Source organism: Microbulbifer sp. ARAS458-1, assembly GCF_045348205.1.
Taxonomy (GTDB): domain Bacteria; phylum Pseudomonadota; class Gammaproteobacteria; order Pseudomonadales; family Cellvibrionaceae; genus Microbulbifer.
The window spans coordinates 931081-947084 of record NZ_CP155838.1 but is presented as its reverse complement, the minus strand read 5'-3'; the positions used below and the strand labels follow the sequence as shown (position 1 = coordinate 947084).

Sequence of the window (16004 nt, the reverse complement as noted above, 5' to 3'; positions counted from 1 at the left end):
CCAGCATGTCCTATATGCGACTCTCCTCCACTACCTAAGATACCTGTTCAGTGGCTTTTTCACGGACATCCGAAGGAGAGAGACCAAAGCGCCGCTTGAATGCGCGATTGAACCAGGCCAGATTGCTGAAACCTGCGCGATAGGCGAGAGTGGAAATGTAGTTGCGCGAATCTGCCGGATTGGCGAGATTCTTATAAACCCAATCGAGCCTGATCGCGTTGAGGTAATCGGTAAAGGTGAGGTTGAACTCACTGAAGATCTTGCGCAGGTATTGCGGTGAAATATTGAAATGCTGAGCCACCACATCCGCGTTCAAGTCCGCGTCAAACATACGCAGCTTGATATAGTTGCGCATGGCCTGATATCGGGCCTGCCGAACACCGCGGTTGCCCGCCACCACACTGGTTTCCCGGTCAACGCCCAACACCAGTGCAGCGAGATCCATGATCTGCAGTTCCGCCAGGTTTGCTACCGGGCCGGAGAGAATCTCGCCGGTGCGATTCAAATTTTCTAGATAACCAAGCAACAGGCTATACGCATTGCTGTCGGCGGGTTGGAAACTTTTCCCTATCACCTTTCCAGGGCTGGACAGGCGGGTCTCCAGGAATTTGCGCGGCAGACTGACACTGGTAACCGAGAAGGCGCCATTGTTCTGGCTGATGAACGGATCCTCAAGAGGTAACAGGTGCAGCTGGCCAGGCGCGCACATCCATTCATCGCCGGAAGCGGAATTTATTCCCAGAACACCCTGCCGGGGGATCACCAGCAGCATCGAATCGTCGCCATCAGCGATATGTGCCTGGGTTCTTTTGGCTTTATGGTCAACGAGAAAGGAATCACTTACAACGATGCGGGAAAGCGAGCGTACGCGAATATCAATATCCAGGTCATCCGAGTACACCTCCACATCCATGCCGCACAGTGGTGCATAGGTTTCCGCCAGGGCTGCGCGCCGATCGCCGTGTGAAAACTCCCGCGAACTAAATCGGAGATAGTGCATGTAGAATTCATCTTTCTTATGTTTCTACACTACTTATAGCACTAATTCCTCGAACAACGGATTAACCGCCAGAATAATACCGATTCCGAGGAGTCGGTCACACTCCACGATGCACTGGCCGGGCGGTCATAACCGCATCTCTATGCCAGCGTCCTGCATAAACTGTTTGGCCTCTCCCACGGTGTATTCACCAAAGTGGAAAATACTCGCGGCGAGCACCGCATCGGCACCGCCCTGTAAAACACCGTCGGCCAGGTGCTGCAGGTTGCCCACACCACCAGACGCAATCACCGGTACGGAGACCGCATCGGAAATGGCGCGAGTCAGGGCCAGGTCAAAGCCGTTTTTGGTACCGTCGCGATCCATGCTGGTCAGCAGGATTTCACCAGCGCCATAGCTGTCCATTTTCTTCGCCCACTCCACCGCGTCGATTCCGGTGGGCTTGCGCCCGCCGTGGGTGAAGATTTCCCACTTCGGCTCTTTGTCATTTCCAACCTGCTTGGCATCGATGGCGACAACGATGCACTGGCTGCCAAAGCGGTCGGCGGCTTCGCGCACGAAGCCGGGATTGAATACCGCGGCGGAGTTGATCGCAGTCTTGTCCGCGCCGGCATTCAGCAGGTTGCGGATATCCTGGAGCTCGCGCACACCGCCGCCAACGGTAAGCGGGATAAATACCTGGGAGGCCATTTTCTCCACGGTGTGTAGGGTGGTGTCGCGACCTTCGTGGGTGGCGGTGATATCGAGGAAGGTGACTTCGTCGGCACCGGCTTCGTTGTAGCGCCGGGCGATTTCTACCGGGTCACCGGCATCGCGGATATCGACAAAGTTGACGCCCTTGACCACGCGGCCGGCGTCGACGTCGAGACAGGGAATAATGCGTTTGGCGAGGCCCATGTTGATATCCCGATTACCTAATGTCAGTTACTTGGTCCAGTTATCGCACAGTGTCTGCGCGGCGCGCAGGTCGAGCTTGTCTTCGTAGATGGCGCGCCCGGTGATGGCGCCGAAGATTTCAGTCTTGTCGTCGCCGGCTTCGAGCAGTTTTTCGATATCTTCGATGCAGCTGACACCGCCGGAGGCGATGATGGGGATCTGCACGGCGCGGGCGAGATCCATGGTGGATTCCAGGTTTACGCCCTGCATCATGCCGTCGCGGGCGATGTCGGTGTAGACAATGGCACTGACACCGCAGTCCTGGAATTCTTTGGCGAGTTCGGTGGCCTGCACGTCGGAGACTTCGGCCCAGCCTTCGGTGGCAACGAGGCCGTCTTTGGCGTCCAGGCCGACGATGATGTGGCCTTCGAATTCACGGCAGGCTTCTTTGACCAATTTGGGATTCTTTACCGCAGCGGTACCGATAATGGTCCAGCTGACGCCGGCGGTGAGGTACCACTCGATGGTTTTCAGGTCGCGGATGCCGCCGCCGATCTGGATGGGGAATTGCGGGAACTGGCGGGCGATGGCGTTGACGGCGTCGCCGTTGACGGGGTTGCCGGCGAAGGCGCCGTTGAGGTCGACGATGTGCAGGCGTTTGGCGCCCTGACTGAGCCAGTGTTCGGCGGTGGCGACGGGGTCGTCGGAGAAGACGGTGGCGTCTTCCATTTCACCCTGGCGCAGGCGCACGCACTCGCCGTCTTTCAGATCAATGGCTGGGATTACGATCATTTTGTTTAACTTCCTGTTTCCAGCTGTATTCGTTTCGGAGTTAGTTGCTGCCGTTCCAAGAGACAAAATTCGTTAATAGCTGCATACCTGCATCCGCGCTCTTTTCCGGGTGGAACTGGGTGGCGAAGATATTGTTGCGGGTGACAGCCGCGGCGAATTGCACACCGTAGTCGGTCTCGCCGGCGACGGCGTCATTGCCTTCGGATGGCACATAGTAGCTGTGCACGAAATAGAAGCGACTGCCGTTCTCGATACCTTTCCACATGGGGTGGTCGATTTTCTGCTGTACGCGGTTCCAGCCCATATGTGGGACTTTCAACCTTGCGCCGCGGGCGCCAATCGCTCCTTCATCGTGCAGGTCGGTGCCGAAGAATTTGACCGGTTGCGGGAAGATGCCCAGGCAGTCGACGCCGCCGTTTTCTTCGCTGCTGGCCATCATGATCTGCATGCCCACACAGATACCGAGGATGGGCATACCGGATTCGACACATTGGTTCAGCAGCGGTACGAAGCCGGGGCGAATGAAACCTTCTACGCAGTCGCGGATGGCGCCGACGCCGGGGACGATAAGGCGGTCTGCGCCTTCGGCTTCCTGCGGGGTGGTGGCGAGGACGACTTCGTCACCGGGGGCGACCTTTTTCAGGGCGCTGGCGACGGAGTGGAGGTTGCCCATACCGTAGTCGAGGACGACGATCTTTTGCATGCTCATCCCCGCCTTACAGTACGCCCTTGGTGGAGGGCATGGCGCCTTCCATGCGCGGGTCCGGGGTCAGGGCCATGCGCAGGGCGCGACCGAAGGCCTTGAATACGGTTTCGATCTGGTGATGGGCGTTGAAGCCGCGAATGCAGTCGATGTGCAAGGTCACCAGGGCGTGATTCACGAAGCCCTGGAAGAATTCGTAGAACAGCTCGGTATCGAAGTTGCCGATGCGCTTCTGGGTAAACGGTACATTCATGGTGAGACCGGGGCGCCCGGAGAAGTCGATGACGACTCGACTGAGGGCCTCGTCCAGGGGCACATAGGCGTGACCGTAGCGGGTCATGCCTTTCTTGTCGCCGATGGCCTGGTTAATGGCCTTGCCAAGGGTGATGCCGATGTCTTCCACCGTGTGGTGGTCGTCGATATGCACGTCGCCGTCGCAGGTGATATCCAGATCGATCATGCCATGGCGGGCGATCTGGTCCATCATGTGCTCGAGGAAGGGAACGCCGGTATCGAATTTACCGGTGCCTTTGCCGTCGAGGTTTAGGCTGACCTGGATCTTGGTTTCCAGGGTGTCGCGGTTGACGCTGGCGGTGCGCATGAGGTCTACATCCTTGATTGGAGAGAGGAGCGGGCCCTTTAGCCGGCTCCTGAGACAGAAGGCGCGAATTATACGCTCAAACGCGGTGGATTTTGGATGTTAGTGTCAGATGAAACTTGATTCACTGCGGAGATCAAATATCATACGCCCCATGAATATATGCTCCCGCCACAAGACCCCTGTCTGGGTCAGCTTTGTGCTGCTGCTCGCGCTGATGCTCGCGCAGCCGGCGCTTGCGGAGCATATTCATATCGATGAGCAGGCCCACGCCATGTGCGACCTGTCCAACAATCACACCCCTGCGCCCGTAGGCAGTGAATTTACCTTCGAATCCACCGATCTGGCACCGCTGTATATCGAACAGCAGGCCCCCGTAGCCCTCGATTGCCAGCCGGAACGCCAGTCTGCCCGCGGCCCGCCCGCAAACCTGCCCCTCAGCTAATCGCACTCGCTGCTAGCCCCGGCTCGCCTGCTATGGCCTGCCATTTCCGCTAGTCGCCTAATAACGCTTATGTATTCTGGCGTCGGCCTTTTGGGTGGCCGTTGCCTGTGATTTACAGGAATAACCAACAATGTACCGAGTAAACACTCTGGCGCTGGCTGTTGCCTGCGCGCTGTCTTCTGCTGTTTCCGCCCAGGCTGTCGACACCAAAGAATCTATCGAAGAGGTGAATGTCACCGTATCACCTCTCGCCAAGCCGGCCGATGTGGTCGCCGCGCCCGTGTCGGTGCTATCCGGTGAAGCCTTGCGCCAGGAGGCCGCCGGCACCCTGGGGCAGACCCTGAACAATCAGCTGGGGGTTTCCAATGCCGCTTTCGGCAGCGGTGTAGGTCTGCCAGTCATCCGCGGCCAGAGCGCCAATCGGGTGAAGGTGCTGAACGACAACCTGGACGTGGCCGATGCCTCCAATACCAGCTCCGACCACGCCATCAGCGTTGAACCTCTGCTGGCAGAACGCATTGAAATCCTGCGCGGCCCGGCAGCCCTGCGCTACGGCAGCGGCGCCATCGGCGGTGTGGTGAACGTGCTCGACGGACGCATCCCCAGTGAAGTACCGGAAGAAATGGAAGGCGCCGTGGAAATGCGCCACGACACCGCCAACAGCCAGGATGCCGGTGTATTCCGCCTGACCGGTGGTGCGGGCAACGTGGCCTGGTATCTGGACGGGGTCTACCGCGACAACGACGATACCGAGATCCCGGGCCTCGCGATCCGCGAACATGGCGAGCATGAGGAGCACGACCACGAAGAGCACGAGGGTGAGGAAGAGCACCACGAGGAAGAAGAGTTCAACACAGACGGCTTCGTCGGCAACACCAACGCCCGTGCCAAAAGCGCCAGCGCCGGCCTATCCTGGGTAACCGATACCGGTTTCCTGGGCTTCTCGGTGAACCGCCTGGAAAACAACTACGGTATTCCCCTGGGCACCCACGAGCACAGCCACGAAGATGAGCACGAGGAAGACGAGCACCACGAAGACGAGGATCACGCCCTCGAGGAAGAGCACGAAGAAGAACATGAAGAGCATGGTGAAGAGCGCGTGCGCATCGCCATGACCCAGACCCGCTACGACATCAAGGGCGAGCACCGCTTCAACAGCGAGTACTGGGACAAGTTGAGCGTGCGTCTCGGCTACAACGATTACGAGCACGTAGAGCTGGAGTCTCACGGCGACCACTTCCACGAAGGCACCCGCTTCACCAACGAAGCCTGGGAAAGCCGCGTGGAACTGACCCACGACAACGGCGGCCTGTGGCGTGGTGCTTACGGCATGCAGCTGAGTAACAAGGATTTTGCTGCGGTTGGCGACGAGGCGTTTGTACAGCCCAGCAATACCCAGAGCATCGGCCTGTTCACCATGAAAGAACGCGCCTGGGGCGACTGGCATCTGGATCTGGGGGGCCGTGTCGAGCAGGTCACCGTCGATCCGGAGCAGGGTGAAACCCAGGACTTCAATCTGCTGGGGCTGTCCGGCTCTATCCAGTACTTCCTCGCGGAGCACCAGCACCTGAGCCTTGGCCTGACCCACGCCGAGCGCGCGCCGGTGGCGGAAGAGCTGTTTGCCGACGGCGCCCACCTGGCGGAGGCCCGCTACCTGGAAGGTGAAGAGGATCTCGACAAAGAAAAATCCTTCAACCTGGAGCTGGGTTACCACCACCACAATCAGGAGGCCTCCGGCTGGCACGCGGTACAGGTCGAGACCAACCTGTTCTACAACCGGGTGACCGACTACATCTACGCCGCCAATACCGGCGAAGAGAACCACGATGAAGAACTGGCGATTTACGGTTACACCAATCGCGACGCGGTATTCTACGGTGCCGAAGCCTCCGTGCGCTTCCCCTTCGCCGGCGGTCACTATGTGGAACTGTTCGGTGACAGCGTACGCGCCAGCTTTACCAGTGATCTCGCGCTGCATCACGATGAGCACGAGCACGAAGAAGAAGCGGACCACGACGAGCACGAACATGAGCACGAGGAAGTCGCCGACTACCACCGCGCCGTTCCGCGCATGCCGCCGTTGCGTGTAGGCCTGGCACTTGGCGGTAACTACGACCAGCTGAACTGGGAACTGCGCACCACCAAAGCCGCAGCCCAGGACCGCGCCGGCGCGTTCGAGGAAACCACCGAGGGTTACACCCGCATGGACCTGACCGCGCGCTACAACCTGAACCTGGGTGGCACCGACGCAGTCCTCTTCGCCAGCGCGCGCAACCTGCTGGATGAAGAGATCCGCAACTCCACTTCCCTGTTGCGCGATTTTGCTCCGGAAGCGGGTCGCAGCGTGGAAGCGGGTATCCGGTTCCAATTCTGACCGTCAACTGCTTCAATAGTCGCATCCGCGGCACCCGGAACCTGTGTTCCGGGTGCCGCACCCCTCTCGCCAATGTCAGATTAAGGATGCGCTCTGTATGGCCTGGATCAAACGCGGTCTTATTACCCTCGTTGTTCTCTTCGTTCTTTTTGCCGGCGTCATCGCCTGGTTCCTCTCCGGCCTCGACGCCAATCAGTACAAACCCAAGATCGTAAAGCTCGCCGCCGACCAGGGTATTGCCCTGACCCTCGACGGGGATATCGGCTGGCAGATCTGGCCGAATATCGCGCTCAAGCTCGAAGGGGTAAAGCTCGCCCCTCTGGCACTGCCCAGCGAATCCCTGCTTGAAGCGGACAAGGTGGCGGTCGGTGTAGCGCTGATGCCACTGCTGGACAAGCGTATCGAAGCCAAGGAAATCGTATTGCTCGGCCCGCAGGTGGCGCTCACCGTGGATAAAAACGGCAAGGGCAACTGGGAACTGATCACCGACGCCATGGAAGCCAAAGCCGAACAGGACGCCAAAACCAGGCGCGAAACCCCGCCCACCCTGGATATTCCCAAAGAGGAAGAGTCCGCTTCAGGTGGTGGACTTGAGCTGGCGCTGGAGCAACTGCGCCTGGAAGACGGCGTTCTGCGCTACACCGACAAACAGAGCGGCACCGAGTACGCCATCAGTAAACTGCACATCGCCGCGGATAATCTGGTCCCCGGCGGCAAACCCGGCGACGTGCGCCTGCAGGCGGAACTGGCCGGCAGTGATCTCCCCGAGCCGGTGAATCTTGATATCCACAGCAGCCTCGCTATTGATGAGGGTCTGAACGGCCTGCGCCTGCAGCCAGCCAATATCAAGCTCACCGGTGCCGAGGGTGCCAAGGCCGAGGTCAATCTGCGCGGTAATGTTCGTCGCGTAGAGGCCAGTGCCCCATGGCAAATCCAACTGAACCTCAAGGTCGATGTGGAACCGATTGCCGGCTGGCTCGCCGCGGTGGGTAGTGACTACAAGCCACAGAGCAGCAGTGCCCTGCAAAGCCTGCGCATCGACGCCGATATCAGCGGCACCGACACCCAGATGAACCTGCAGCCATTGGAGCTGGCACTGGACGACAATACGTTCAACGGCAGCGCCAGCTTTCAGGCAGCCACAGACGCCAAAGCCGTTCCCAGCGTTTCCCTGGACCTGAAAGGCGGTGAGCTGAATGTGGACGACTACCTGCCACCGCCTGCCACCACCCCAGAGCAGGACGAGCTGAGCGCAGATGTCGCCGCCGCACAACCGGTGGAACTGCCACTGGAGGCCATGCGCGGATTCAACGCCAAGCTGGACCTGACCCTGGACAAGCTGCACGCGCTGGATTTCGAAATCGACAATCCACAGCTGGCGGTGAACGTGAGCAACGGCCTGTACCAGCTGAACAAACTGGCCGCCGGCCTCTACGGCGGCACCCTGAACAGCACTGGCGTATTCAACGCCCGCGGTAATTCCGCCCGCGGCGAGCTGAGCGGTGGCCTCACCGGGGTGGAAATTTCCAAGGTACAGGAAGCCCTGTTTGCCAGCGATGAACCGGAGGCGACCGACCAGAAAAAGGTCACCCTGTCCGGCAAAACCAACCTCACCTGGGTAGGTCAGACCAGCGGCGCCGACACCCTCGCTCTGCAGAAAAACCTGCGCGCAGCCGTGCAACTCAATTCCGAGGAACTGGCACTGGCGCCATTCAATCTGGAAAAAGGCATGTGCCAGTTGGTGAGCTATGCGGAAAAGACCCCCATGCCCGAAGTGGAATGGCCGGCACAGACCCGCCTGCAGGATCTGCGTGCCAGCGTAAACCTGGACGGCGATGTGGCGAAGGTGGAAGGCATCAATGCGGGTATCGAAAATATCGCACTCACCGGCGATGGCACCGTCAACCTGGAGCAGCAGGATTTTGACTTCGCCCTAGGCCTCGCCCTTGTCGGCGAGCGCACCTCCGGCAACGGCTGTTCCGTACAGAACTCCCGCTGGCGCAACCGCCCGCTGCCCCTGCGCTGCAACGCCAAGTTCAACGAGGCCGGCGCCACCACCTGCAAACCCGACAGCCGCCGCATCGACGACCTGATTCGCGATGAATTGAAATACCAGGCGGAGAAAAAGTACGGGGACAAGGTGGAAGAGAAAACCGATGAGTTAAAGGACAAGCTGAAAGACAAATTCAAAGGCCTGTTCAACCGCGGCGACTGATCTTCATACCACCTACCGTCACCCCGGCCTCTCACCTCGTCACCCCGGCGAAGGCCGGGGTCCAGCTCTACTGAGCTTCCAATACACACTGGATACCGGTATTCGCCGGTATGACGAAAACACATAACGCAGTAGCATGGGCACCCTTCGCGGTGCCCATTTTTGTTTACGCTCATGCCCAAGCCCACCATCAACCCAAAAACACCAAAACGTTTTCAGTCAGCCCTGCTCAAGTGGTTCGATCAGCACGGCCGCCACGACCTCCCCTGGCAGCAGGACATAAATCCCTACCGAGTATGGGTTTCGGAAATCATGCTACAGCAGACTCAGGTTGCGGCGGTTATCCCCTATTACCAGCGCTTTATGGAATCTTTTCCTACGGTGCAGGCCCTCGCCGCCGCCAGCCAGGATCAGGTTCTCGCCCACTGGAGCGGCCTCGGCTACTACGCCCGCGCGCGCAACCTGCACAAATGTGCGCAGACGGTAGTAAATGAACACGGCGGGGAATTCCCGCGGGATGTCGAAGCACTGTCGGCGCTTTCCGGTATCGGCCGCTCCACCGCCGGTGCCATTGCCAGTATCAGCATGGGTCTGAAGGCAGCGATTCTCGATGGCAACGTCAAGCGGGTGTTGGCCCGTATCCACGCCGTCGAAGGTTGGCCGGGGCAGACCGCCGTGGCAAAGCAGATGTGGGAAATCGCCGAGCGCTACACCCCCGCAGAGCGTACCGGCGACTATACCCAGGCGATGATGGATCTCGGCGCCACCCTGTGCACCCGCGCCAAACCCGCCTGCGAGCGCTGCCCATTCGAGAATCACTGCATCGCCCGCGCCCAGGGCAACCCCACGGATTACCCCGGCAAGAAACCGAAAAAGGAAAAGCCCGAGCGCCAGACTACCCTGTTGCTGATCGAGCACGACGGCGACCTGTATCTCGAACAACGCCCCGCCAGTGGCATCTGGGGTGGCCTTTGGATACCGCCACAGCTTGAGGGCGACGACGGCGGCGAGGCCAGCGCCCAGGAATGGCTGGCTGCGCAGGATCTGGACGCCAGCGAGATTCAGGCCCTGCCGCCCATGCGCCACACCTTCAGTCACTTTCATCTGGATATCCACCCGGTGTGGATAAGCCTGCCCCGCAGGCCCTCGCAGGTGGCGGAAGGGGCCAGCGGCTGGTATAAACTGCGCCAGCTCGATCGCCCCAGATCCGGCCAGGATCTGGGCCTGCCCGCACCCATCGCCAAGCTGGTCAAACAGTTACTGGCGCTGCGGGCCCCACTATTGGCACCCTGTTAGGAGAAACCATGTCCCGCACCGTCTTCTGCCGCAAATACCAGGAAGAACTCGAAGGCCTCCCCAACCCGCCGTTCCCGGGCCCCAAAGGGCAGGACATCTATGACAACGTCTCCGCCAAGGCCTGGCAGGAGTGGATGGCCCATCAAACCATGCTGATTAACGAAAAGCGTCTGAACATGATGGAACCCTCCTCTCGCGCCTATTTGGCCGAACAGATGAGCAAATTTTTCAGCGGCGAAGACTATGACGACGCCGAAGGCTTCGTCCCCGAGCAAGACAGCGACAAGTAAGCAACCGCTCACCAACTCCCCCGATCAATCGCAAAAACTATTTATCAATCAAAGGGTTGACTCCCCCCGAGAGAGCAGGTTTAATACGCGCCTCGCTGCCGGGGACAACCCCGAATCAGCAATGCCCAGATAGCTCAGTCGGTAGAGCAGGGGATTGAAAATCCCCGTGTCGGTGGTTCGATTCCGCCTCTGGGCACCACTAATATATTTCCACATGCCCCCGCATGATCGGAAAGCCCAAAAAAACCCGCACCCTCGCGGGTTTTTTTGTGCCTGTATGATTCTACATGCCTCCACACAATCCCTCCCTTTCGGTATATGCTTCGGTATACAGCCCGGTTCGATAACGAGCGTATACCCATGCCGAAGAAAATCGCCCCTCTTACTGACCCGAAATGCGAGGCCGCCCGCCCCGCGGATAAGGATTACAGCCTGTTCGACGGCAACGGCCTGCACCTGCTGGTAAAGCGCACCGGCCTGAAGGTTTGGCGCTACAAGTTCAAGCGCCCCAGCGGAAAACAAGGGCTGATGACATTCGGGCGCTACCCTTCCACCCGCCTGAAAACTGCACGACAGAAACGCGATGACGCTGCGGAGCTGCTGGCTGCCGGCATCGACCCCATCGACCACAAGAAAGCCGAGCAGGCAGCAAAATCCGGCGCTCTGACCTTCGAGGCAGTCACCCGCGATTGGCACCGCAGTCAGGTTGCCCGCGATAAGTGGTCCGGCCCCCACGCCGAGCGGGTCATTAGGGAGATGGAAGCCAACCTATTCCAAATGATCGGCCGAGTCGGCATCGAGGACTTTAAGACCCGCGACCTGCTGGCACCTCTCCGGGCAGTGGAAACCCGCGGCGCCCTGGATATGGCCGCCCGCTTACAGCAGCGGATCTGTTCTGTATTCCGCTACGCCGTACAAAACGGGCTGATCGACTACAACCCGGCGCAAGACCTGACCGGCGCAGTGAAAACCCGTAAAGCCAAGCACCGGCCTGCCCTTCCCTTAGAGCGCCTGGGGGAACTGCAAAACAAGATCCACGAATACACTGGGCGCCCACTTACCCGCCTGGCCATGCTGATGACCTTGCACGTCTTTATCCGCTCCAGCGAATTGCGGTTCGCCCGATGGAGCGAGATCGACTGGAAGCGCAAGCTCTGGATTATTCCACCAGAGCGGGAAGCGATCGAAGGCGTGCCGCACTCCACCCGCGGCAGCAAGATGCGCGATACCCACCTGGTGCCGCTCTCGCCCGCCGCCCTTCAACTGCTGGAAGAGATCCAGACCCTGAGCGGCCGCAGCGCCCTGATCTTCCCCAGCGACTCCAACAACGGCCGCCCCATGAGCGAGAACACGATCAACAAGGCACTGCGCCGCCTTGGATACGACACCCAGCAGGACGTCTGTGGGCACGGCTTCAGAACCATGGCCTGCAGCGCTCTGGTTGAGTCCGGCCTTTGGTCCCGCGATGCCGTAGAACGCCAGATGAGCCACAAAGAGCGCAACGGCGTGCGTGCCGCATACATTCACAAGGCCGAGCACCTGGAGGAGCGGCGCCTGATGCTGGACTGGTGGAGTAAGTACCTGGAGGAGAGCCGCCGGGAATACGTGGCGCCGTTTGAATATTCCCAACCAAAGGGGTTGGACGTTGCGCGACTGCGAAGGGCTTAGTCAATGAAAGTCTGGAAAAAAGTGGATGGCGAAAAGAAGCAGAACATCGGACAAGTAACCCAGATGCGTATATTAGGTGTCGGAGGGTTTAGGGGAACCACCGACGGACAACAATTGGTAGCGCGATTTTGTGAAGCTGTGGAGAGCGGACAAGAAGTCGCGGACGAGGATCTAAAAGCTATAAGCAATGCTCTGTCAGTGCTTATCAGTCCCGGCAGTGACAGCGGCTATTCAGATACTAGAGACAGAATGGCTGAAGTCGGCCGGCGCCTCGGGGTTGATCGTAAGCAAGGAAATGAACTTGCCAGCACCAAGGCGCTATACCCGGCAGTTATGTCCGTTGCAGCGTATCTACTTAGACTAGAAAGGCTGCAGCAAGATGGAGCGCCAGTCGATAAAGCACAGCGTGAAGCTAGACGCACCCTTGCAACAGATTGCGGAATTGGAGAACGTGCAATGTCCAACCGCATCAAGAAACATCAGGCAGAAGCGATCCGCCTACTTCCAATGCTTCGAATGTTTTATGACGAGGCTATTACCCAGGAACCCGCTATAGGTTTACCGCATTTTTGGAAGTGAATTCCGCGGATACTGCTTCCGCCTAAAATCGTGCATAACCTTCGTATCACCAAGCAAAAAGGAGCATGGTGATGCACAAAAAAACAAGTCAATTTCTAACTCTGAATGAGGCCTGTTCGGTGCTGCGCATATCTCGCAGCGGCCTATACAGGCTGATAGACAGCGACAAATCATTTCCCCGGCCGGTTAAGACCGGTACCGCCCGCCAAGCGCGCGCCTACATCCCTGAAGACGAGCTTGCCGCATGGCAGCAAAAGCAAATGGATGCGAGGGGTGCTGCTTAATGACCAACAAAAAAAATGGCGCAACCCCGAAGGACAAGCGCCAAATTGCATATTTCTCGACCACCAATTCTACCCGCCAGCTTGCGGATCTGCCAGCCGGGGTGTACATTTCGCTCGTTGCTGAGAAACCAGTAACAGGGTTCATTGGCCGAACCTTCAGAATCACAAAGGCGCAAGTGCGCCGCATAAGAGTGGGCGCATTTTTTTTGCCCGCTCGTTGTTATGGCGGCTGTGCGTGGGACACCTTAGGGTGTGCCGGTTTCCTTTGTGACCGGTCGGCCAACCCGCGCACAGTCGCCACCCAAACTTGCTTGGCCGCAAGCGGTGGCGACTCCAAACACAAAGGAGTCCCATCAATGAAATACCCCGCCCAAAGTCCGTCTGTACGCCGCCGCGTGCGCGCTCACCGCGCCATGGCCCTGGCAGCGCTTCACAGTGACACCAGCCTTAAAACCCGTATTGCCCGCTTCCGCCACCACGCCGAAGCCGCGCGCCGCCTGGAGCGCAAGGACGGTGTGAAATGATGAGCAATCGTCCCGCCTTTACCGATGAACAGCTGACCTGGCTGGAAAACCTACTTACCGAAAAATCCTCTCACATCGAGCAGTCCGCCCGCTGTGTCGCCACCATTGCCGAGATGCTCGGCGCTGGCGGTAGCGAGCCAGAAGTTACCGGCGCCCACGCTGACGAAATGGTTAACACCCTGCAGTCACTGGGGGTGTTTATCGAGTCAACCAGTTCCGATCTACATGCCTTGATCATGCTCGGCCGGAGGGTTTCTGATGACTACTAAAACCTTTCCCCCGCAAACAGTATTCGACCAAATCGAACAGCTGAAGGCTGAGCTCCGCAAACGTGACCAGCTAATTGAAAACCTACACGAGGAACTGGCATTCAGAGAGCGAGTCGCGGCAAAGCGCCTGGATCAAATCCACCCCCTGCGCCAGCCCCGCCCCGAGATAGCCGCTGCGGCTTCGCTGCTGCGTGATGCCTTATTCGACCTTGGCCCAACAGGCCAATACCGCGATATGGGAGGCATTGACCGCGCCGGCCATCTTCAGACCGCCGCCAATCTGACCCTGGAGTTACTGCAGGAGGCCGGACGATGAAAGCACCTATTGAACGCTTTTACCCCGGTGGCAAGTTCCGCGCGATCGGAAAAGACCGGTACCGGGGCACCTGTTCCGTTTGTGACCGCAACACCCTTCAGGTTACAGAGGCGGAAGACGGCAAGCTCCTGCTGAAGTGCTGGGCCGGTTGCGACAATCACAGCATTCTCGCTGCCCTTGGTCTCTCGTGGGGTGATCTATTCCCTGACAACGGATTAAGGCCAGACCCAACCTACCGGCAGCGGAGACAGGCTCAGGCACGCGCCAATGCCGTCCACTTCGAGTTCCAAATCCTGCGCTTTGCCGCGGCGGATCTGAAACGTGGCCGGCGCATCAGCCCAACGGATGCCGCCCGCGTTGAACTCGCTTGCCAGCGCATCGAGCAGGCAACAGGGAGGCGCCCACTTTGAGCACAATCGAAGCTGCAAAACGTGAAGCACTGGAAGTTGACCAGGTATGGGGGGAGGGGCAGTACACCGGCCCTATGCCCACACCTGCGGATATTGAGCACCTGCGTACTGAGGTGCAGCAAGCGCAACCGCCTGCGGTCAAATTGACCCGAGCTAGTGACGTCCGCTGTCGGCCAATTGACTGGTTGTGGCCTGGATGGCTGGCGGCGGGAAAACTCCACATCTTTGGTGGCCACCCTGGCTGTGGCAAGACCACAGCGGCTCTCAGTATTGCTGCCATAGTCTCTAACGGTGCCGTGTGGCCCGACGGTACGCGAGCGCCCGCTGGTAATGTCTTGATCTGGTCCGGGGAGGACGACGCCGCCGACACATTGGTCCCGCGCCTGATGGCCTCTGGCGCCAATCTGGGGCGGGTATTTATCGTGGGGGATGTAATGTCTTGCGGCGAGCCGCGCCCCTTCAACCCGGCAACTGACATCCTGACCCTCGAAAAGCAGGCCGAAGACATTGGGGGGGTGCGACTGCTGATTGCCGATCCTGTGGTTTCCGCGGTTACCGGTGATTCCCACAAGAACGCAGAGGTAAGGCGGGCTCTACAGCCTGTCGTAAACCTCGCAAGCCGTCTGAATTGTGCCGTACTGGGTATCACGCACTTTTCCAAAGGGACGGCAGGGAGAGATCCCACGGAGCGTATTACTGGGTCTATTGCCTTCGGCGCGCTCGCTCGAGTGGTCATGGTGGCAACCAAGGGGGAAGACGGTGACCGCATTATTGCGCGGGCCAAATCGAACATTGGCCCCGATGGCGGCGGATTCCAGTATGACCTGGAACAGGTAGAGCTGAATGGCCTGTCCGCCTCTCGTGTTGTTTGGGGGGATGTGATCGAGGGAACTGCCCGGGAGATCATCGGTGACACTGAAGTCGGATCCTCTGCACGCGATGACGCCCTGACTTGGCTGGAAGAACTGCTGTGGTCGGGCCCGGTACCAGTGAAAGCCATCAAGCAGGAAGCTACCGCTTCAGGGACCAGCTGGAGAACGGTAGAGCGAGCCAAAAAGGAATTGGGGGTGGAAGCTCACCGGGTTCAGGACGGTGCCGAGCGTGGACGCGGCCACTGGGAATGGATGCTTCCGGGTAAGACCGCCAACAGCAAGACCGCCAGCCCCACCTCTAAATCTGGCGGCCTTAAAGAAAGCCAGTATTCACAAGGGTTTCAGGGTGATTCTGGGTTTAACACCGCCAGTTCCCAGAGTGGCGGTGTTAAGGCGGACTTAAACAAATTCTGTCCGAGCTGTGCCGGTGAGGGCTGCGGTCATTGCGGGGGTGATTCGTGAAAGCGCGCATCCACACTACGCGAAACCCACC

18 protein-coding genes and 1 tRNA gene are annotated in these 16004 nt (G+C 59.1%); 14 read left to right on the top strand and 5 right to left on the bottom strand.

What is annotated here, in order from left to right:
• Nucleotides 1-34 precede the first annotated feature (34 nt).
• From AAFH99_RS03905 to hisB, 5 genes are all read right to left on the bottom strand, one after another.
• Nucleotides 35-1000 carry a helix-turn-helix domain-containing protein gene (locus AAFH99_RS03905; protein ID WP_406828715.1) on the bottom strand — a complete coding sequence of 322 codons (966 nt, stop codon included), beginning with the start codon at nucleotides 998-1000 and terminating at the stop codon, nucleotides 35-37.
• Between the two features lie 126 nt (nucleotides 1001-1126).
• A complete protein-coding gene (gene hisF / locus AAFH99_RS03900; RefSeq protein WP_406828714.1) occupies nucleotides 1127-1897 on the bottom strand; it encodes an imidazole glycerol phosphate synthase subunit HisF in 771 nt (256 codons plus the stop codon).
• Nucleotides 1898-1924: 27 nt separating this feature from the next.
• A complete protein-coding gene (gene hisA / locus AAFH99_RS03895; RefSeq protein ID WP_043320066.1) occupies nucleotides 1925-2668 on the bottom strand; it encodes a 1-(5-phosphoribosyl)-5-[(5-phosphoribosylamino)methylideneamino]imidazole-4-carboxamide isomerase in 744 nt (247 codons plus the stop codon).
• A 40-nt stretch (nucleotides 2669-2708) separates the two neighbouring features.
• Complete coding sequence (gene hisH, locus AAFH99_RS03890) at nucleotides 2709-3371, bottom strand: imidazole glycerol phosphate synthase subunit HisH (protein WP_406828713.1); 663 nt, start codon at nucleotides 3369-3371, stop codon at nucleotides 2709-2711.
• 13 nt (nucleotides 3372-3384) lie between these two features.
• Nucleotides 3385-3972, bottom strand: coding sequence for an imidazoleglycerol-phosphate dehydratase HisB (gene hisB, locus AAFH99_RS03885; RefSeq protein ID WP_043320063.1), 588 nt, complete (start codon nucleotides 3970-3972; stop codon nucleotides 3385-3387).
• Nucleotides 3973-4123: 151 nt separating this feature from the next.
• On the opposite strand from hisB, the gene AAFH99_RS03880 reads away from it, so the two are divergent.
• The 14 genes from AAFH99_RS03880 to AAFH99_RS03815 all read left to right on the top strand — a co-directional run bounded on the left by AAFH99_RS03880 (nucleotide 4124) and on the right by AAFH99_RS03815 (nucleotide 15973).
• Nucleotides 4124-4414 carry a hypothetical protein gene (locus tag AAFH99_RS03880; protein ID WP_406828712.1) on the top strand — a complete coding sequence of 97 codons (291 nt, stop codon included), beginning with the start codon at nucleotides 4124-4126 and terminating at the stop codon, nucleotides 4412-4414.
• A 130-nt stretch (nucleotides 4415-4544) separates the two neighbouring features.
• Complete coding sequence (locus AAFH99_RS03875) at nucleotides 4545-6788, top strand: TonB-dependent receptor (protein WP_043320061.1); 2244 nt, start codon at nucleotides 4545-4547, stop codon at nucleotides 6786-6788.
• 97 nt (nucleotides 6789-6885) lie between these two features.
• Nucleotides 6886-9003 carry an AsmA family protein gene (locus AAFH99_RS03870; protein WP_406828711.1) on the top strand — a complete coding sequence of 706 codons (2118 nt, stop codon included), beginning with the start codon at nucleotides 6886-6888 and terminating at the stop codon, nucleotides 9001-9003.
• Nucleotides 9004-9177: 174 nt separating this feature from the next.
• Nucleotides 9178-10299 carry an A/G-specific adenine glycosylase gene (mutY, locus tag AAFH99_RS03865; RefSeq protein WP_406829162.1) on the top strand — a complete coding sequence of 374 codons (1122 nt, stop codon included), beginning with the start codon at nucleotides 9178-9180 and terminating at the stop codon, nucleotides 10297-10299.
• A gap of 8 nt (nucleotides 10300-10307) precedes the next feature.
• Nucleotides 10308-10589, top strand: a complete 282-nt coding sequence (locus tag AAFH99_RS03860; protein ID WP_406828710.1) for an oxidative damage protection protein — start codon at nucleotides 10308-10310, stop codon at nucleotides 10587-10589.
• 123 nt (nucleotides 10590-10712) lie between these two features.
• A tRNA-Phe gene (locus AAFH99_RS03855) sits at nucleotides 10713-10788 on the top strand.
• A gap of 161 nt (nucleotides 10789-10949) precedes the next feature.
• A complete protein-coding gene (locus AAFH99_RS03850; RefSeq protein ID WP_406828709.1) occupies nucleotides 10950-12257 on the top strand; it encodes a tyrosine-type recombinase/integrase in 1308 nt (435 codons plus the stop codon).
• A 3-nt stretch (nucleotides 12258-12260) separates the two neighbouring features.
• A complete protein-coding gene (locus AAFH99_RS03845; protein WP_406828708.1) occupies nucleotides 12261-12836 on the top strand; it encodes a hypothetical protein in 576 nt (191 codons plus the stop codon).
• Nucleotides 12837-12907: 71 nt separating this feature from the next.
• A complete protein-coding gene (locus AAFH99_RS03840; RefSeq protein ID WP_406828707.1) occupies nucleotides 12908-13120 on the top strand; it encodes a helix-turn-helix transcriptional regulator in 213 nt (70 codons plus the stop codon).
• Between the two features lie 356 nt (nucleotides 13121-13476).
• On the top strand, nucleotides 13477-13644 hold the full coding sequence (locus tag AAFH99_RS03835; protein ID WP_406828706.1) for a hypothetical protein: 168 nt from the start codon (nucleotides 13477-13479) through the stop codon (nucleotides 13642-13644).
• On the top strand, nucleotides 13641-13913 hold the full coding sequence (locus AAFH99_RS03830; RefSeq protein WP_406828705.1) for a hypothetical protein: 273 nt from the start codon (nucleotides 13641-13643) through the stop codon (nucleotides 13911-13913). Before AAFH99_RS03835 ends, AAFH99_RS03830 begins: the two co-directional genes overlap by 4 nt.
• The gene (locus tag AAFH99_RS03825) at nucleotides 13903-14229 is read left to right on the top strand and encodes a hypothetical protein (RefSeq protein ID WP_406828704.1); all 327 of its coding nucleotides are present in this window, start codon (nucleotides 13903-13905) and stop codon (nucleotides 14227-14229) included. Before AAFH99_RS03830 ends, AAFH99_RS03825 begins: the two co-directional genes overlap by 11 nt.
• Nucleotides 14226-14639: a hypothetical protein gene (locus AAFH99_RS03820; protein ID WP_406828703.1), complete on the top strand. Its 414-nt coding sequence runs from the start codon at nucleotides 14226-14228 to the stop codon at nucleotides 14637-14639. The genes AAFH99_RS03825 and AAFH99_RS03820 overlap by 4 nt, the downstream gene beginning before the upstream one ends.
• Nucleotides 14636-15973: an AAA family ATPase gene (locus tag AAFH99_RS03815; RefSeq protein WP_406828702.1), complete on the top strand. Its 1338-nt coding sequence runs from the start codon at nucleotides 14636-14638 to the stop codon at nucleotides 15971-15973. The genes AAFH99_RS03820 and AAFH99_RS03815 overlap by 4 nt, the downstream gene beginning before the upstream one ends.
• Nucleotides 15974-16004: the final 31 nt, after the last annotated feature.

Excerpts from the sequence above, each read along its gene's own strand:
- AAFH99_RS03905 (WP_406828715.1), bottom strand. The coding sequence starts at position 1,000 with ATGCACTATCTCCGATTTAGTTCGCGGGAGTTTTCACACGGCGATCGG.
- hisF (WP_406828714.1), bottom strand. The coding sequence starts at position 1,897 with ATGGGCCTCGCCAAACGCATTATTCCCTGTCTCGACGTCGACGCCGGC.
- hisA (WP_043320066.1), bottom strand. The coding sequence starts at position 2,668 with ATGATCGTAATCCCAGCCATTGATCTGAAAGACGGCGAGTGCGTGCGC.
- hisH (WP_406828713.1), bottom strand. The coding sequence starts at position 3,371 with ATGCAAAAGATCGTCGTCCTCGACTACGGTATGGGCAACCTCCACTCC.
- hisB (WP_043320063.1), bottom strand. The coding sequence starts at position 3,972 with ATGCGCACCGCCAGCGTCAACCGCGACACCCTGGAAACCAAGATCCAG.
- AAFH99_RS03880 (WP_406828712.1), top strand. The coding sequence starts at position 4,124 with ATGAATATATGCTCCCGCCACAAGACCCCTGTCTGGGTCAGCTTTGTG.
- AAFH99_RS03875 (WP_043320061.1), top strand. The coding sequence starts at position 4,545 with ATGTACCGAGTAAACACTCTGGCGCTGGCTGTTGCCTGCGCGCTGTCT.
- AAFH99_RS03870 (WP_406828711.1), top strand. The coding sequence starts at position 6,886 with ATGGCCTGGATCAAACGCGGTCTTATTACCCTCGTTGTTCTCTTCGTT.
- mutY (WP_406829162.1), top strand. The coding sequence starts at position 9,178 with ATGCCCAAGCCCACCATCAACCCAAAAACACCAAAACGTTTTCAGTCA.
- AAFH99_RS03860 (WP_406828710.1), top strand. The coding sequence starts at position 10,308 with ATGTCCCGCACCGTCTTCTGCCGCAAATACCAGGAAGAACTCGAAGGC.
- AAFH99_RS03850 (WP_406828709.1), top strand. The coding sequence starts at position 10,950 with ATGCCGAAGAAAATCGCCCCTCTTACTGACCCGAAATGCGAGGCCGCC.
- AAFH99_RS03845 (WP_406828708.1), top strand. The coding sequence starts at position 12,261 with ATGAAAGTCTGGAAAAAAGTGGATGGCGAAAAGAAGCAGAACATCGGA.
- AAFH99_RS03840 (WP_406828707.1), top strand. The coding sequence starts at position 12,908 with ATGCACAAAAAAACAAGTCAATTTCTAACTCTGAATGAGGCCTGTTCG.
- AAFH99_RS03835 (WP_406828706.1), top strand. The coding sequence starts at position 13,477 with ATGAAATACCCCGCCCAAAGTCCGTCTGTACGCCGCCGCGTGCGCGCT.
- AAFH99_RS03830 (WP_406828705.1), top strand. The coding sequence starts at position 13,641 with ATGATGAGCAATCGTCCCGCCTTTACCGATGAACAGCTGACCTGGCTG.
- AAFH99_RS03825 (WP_406828704.1), top strand. The coding sequence starts at position 13,903 with ATGACTACTAAAACCTTTCCCCCGCAAACAGTATTCGACCAAATCGAA.
- AAFH99_RS03820 (WP_406828703.1), top strand. The coding sequence starts at position 14,226 with ATGAAAGCACCTATTGAACGCTTTTACCCCGGTGGCAAGTTCCGCGCG.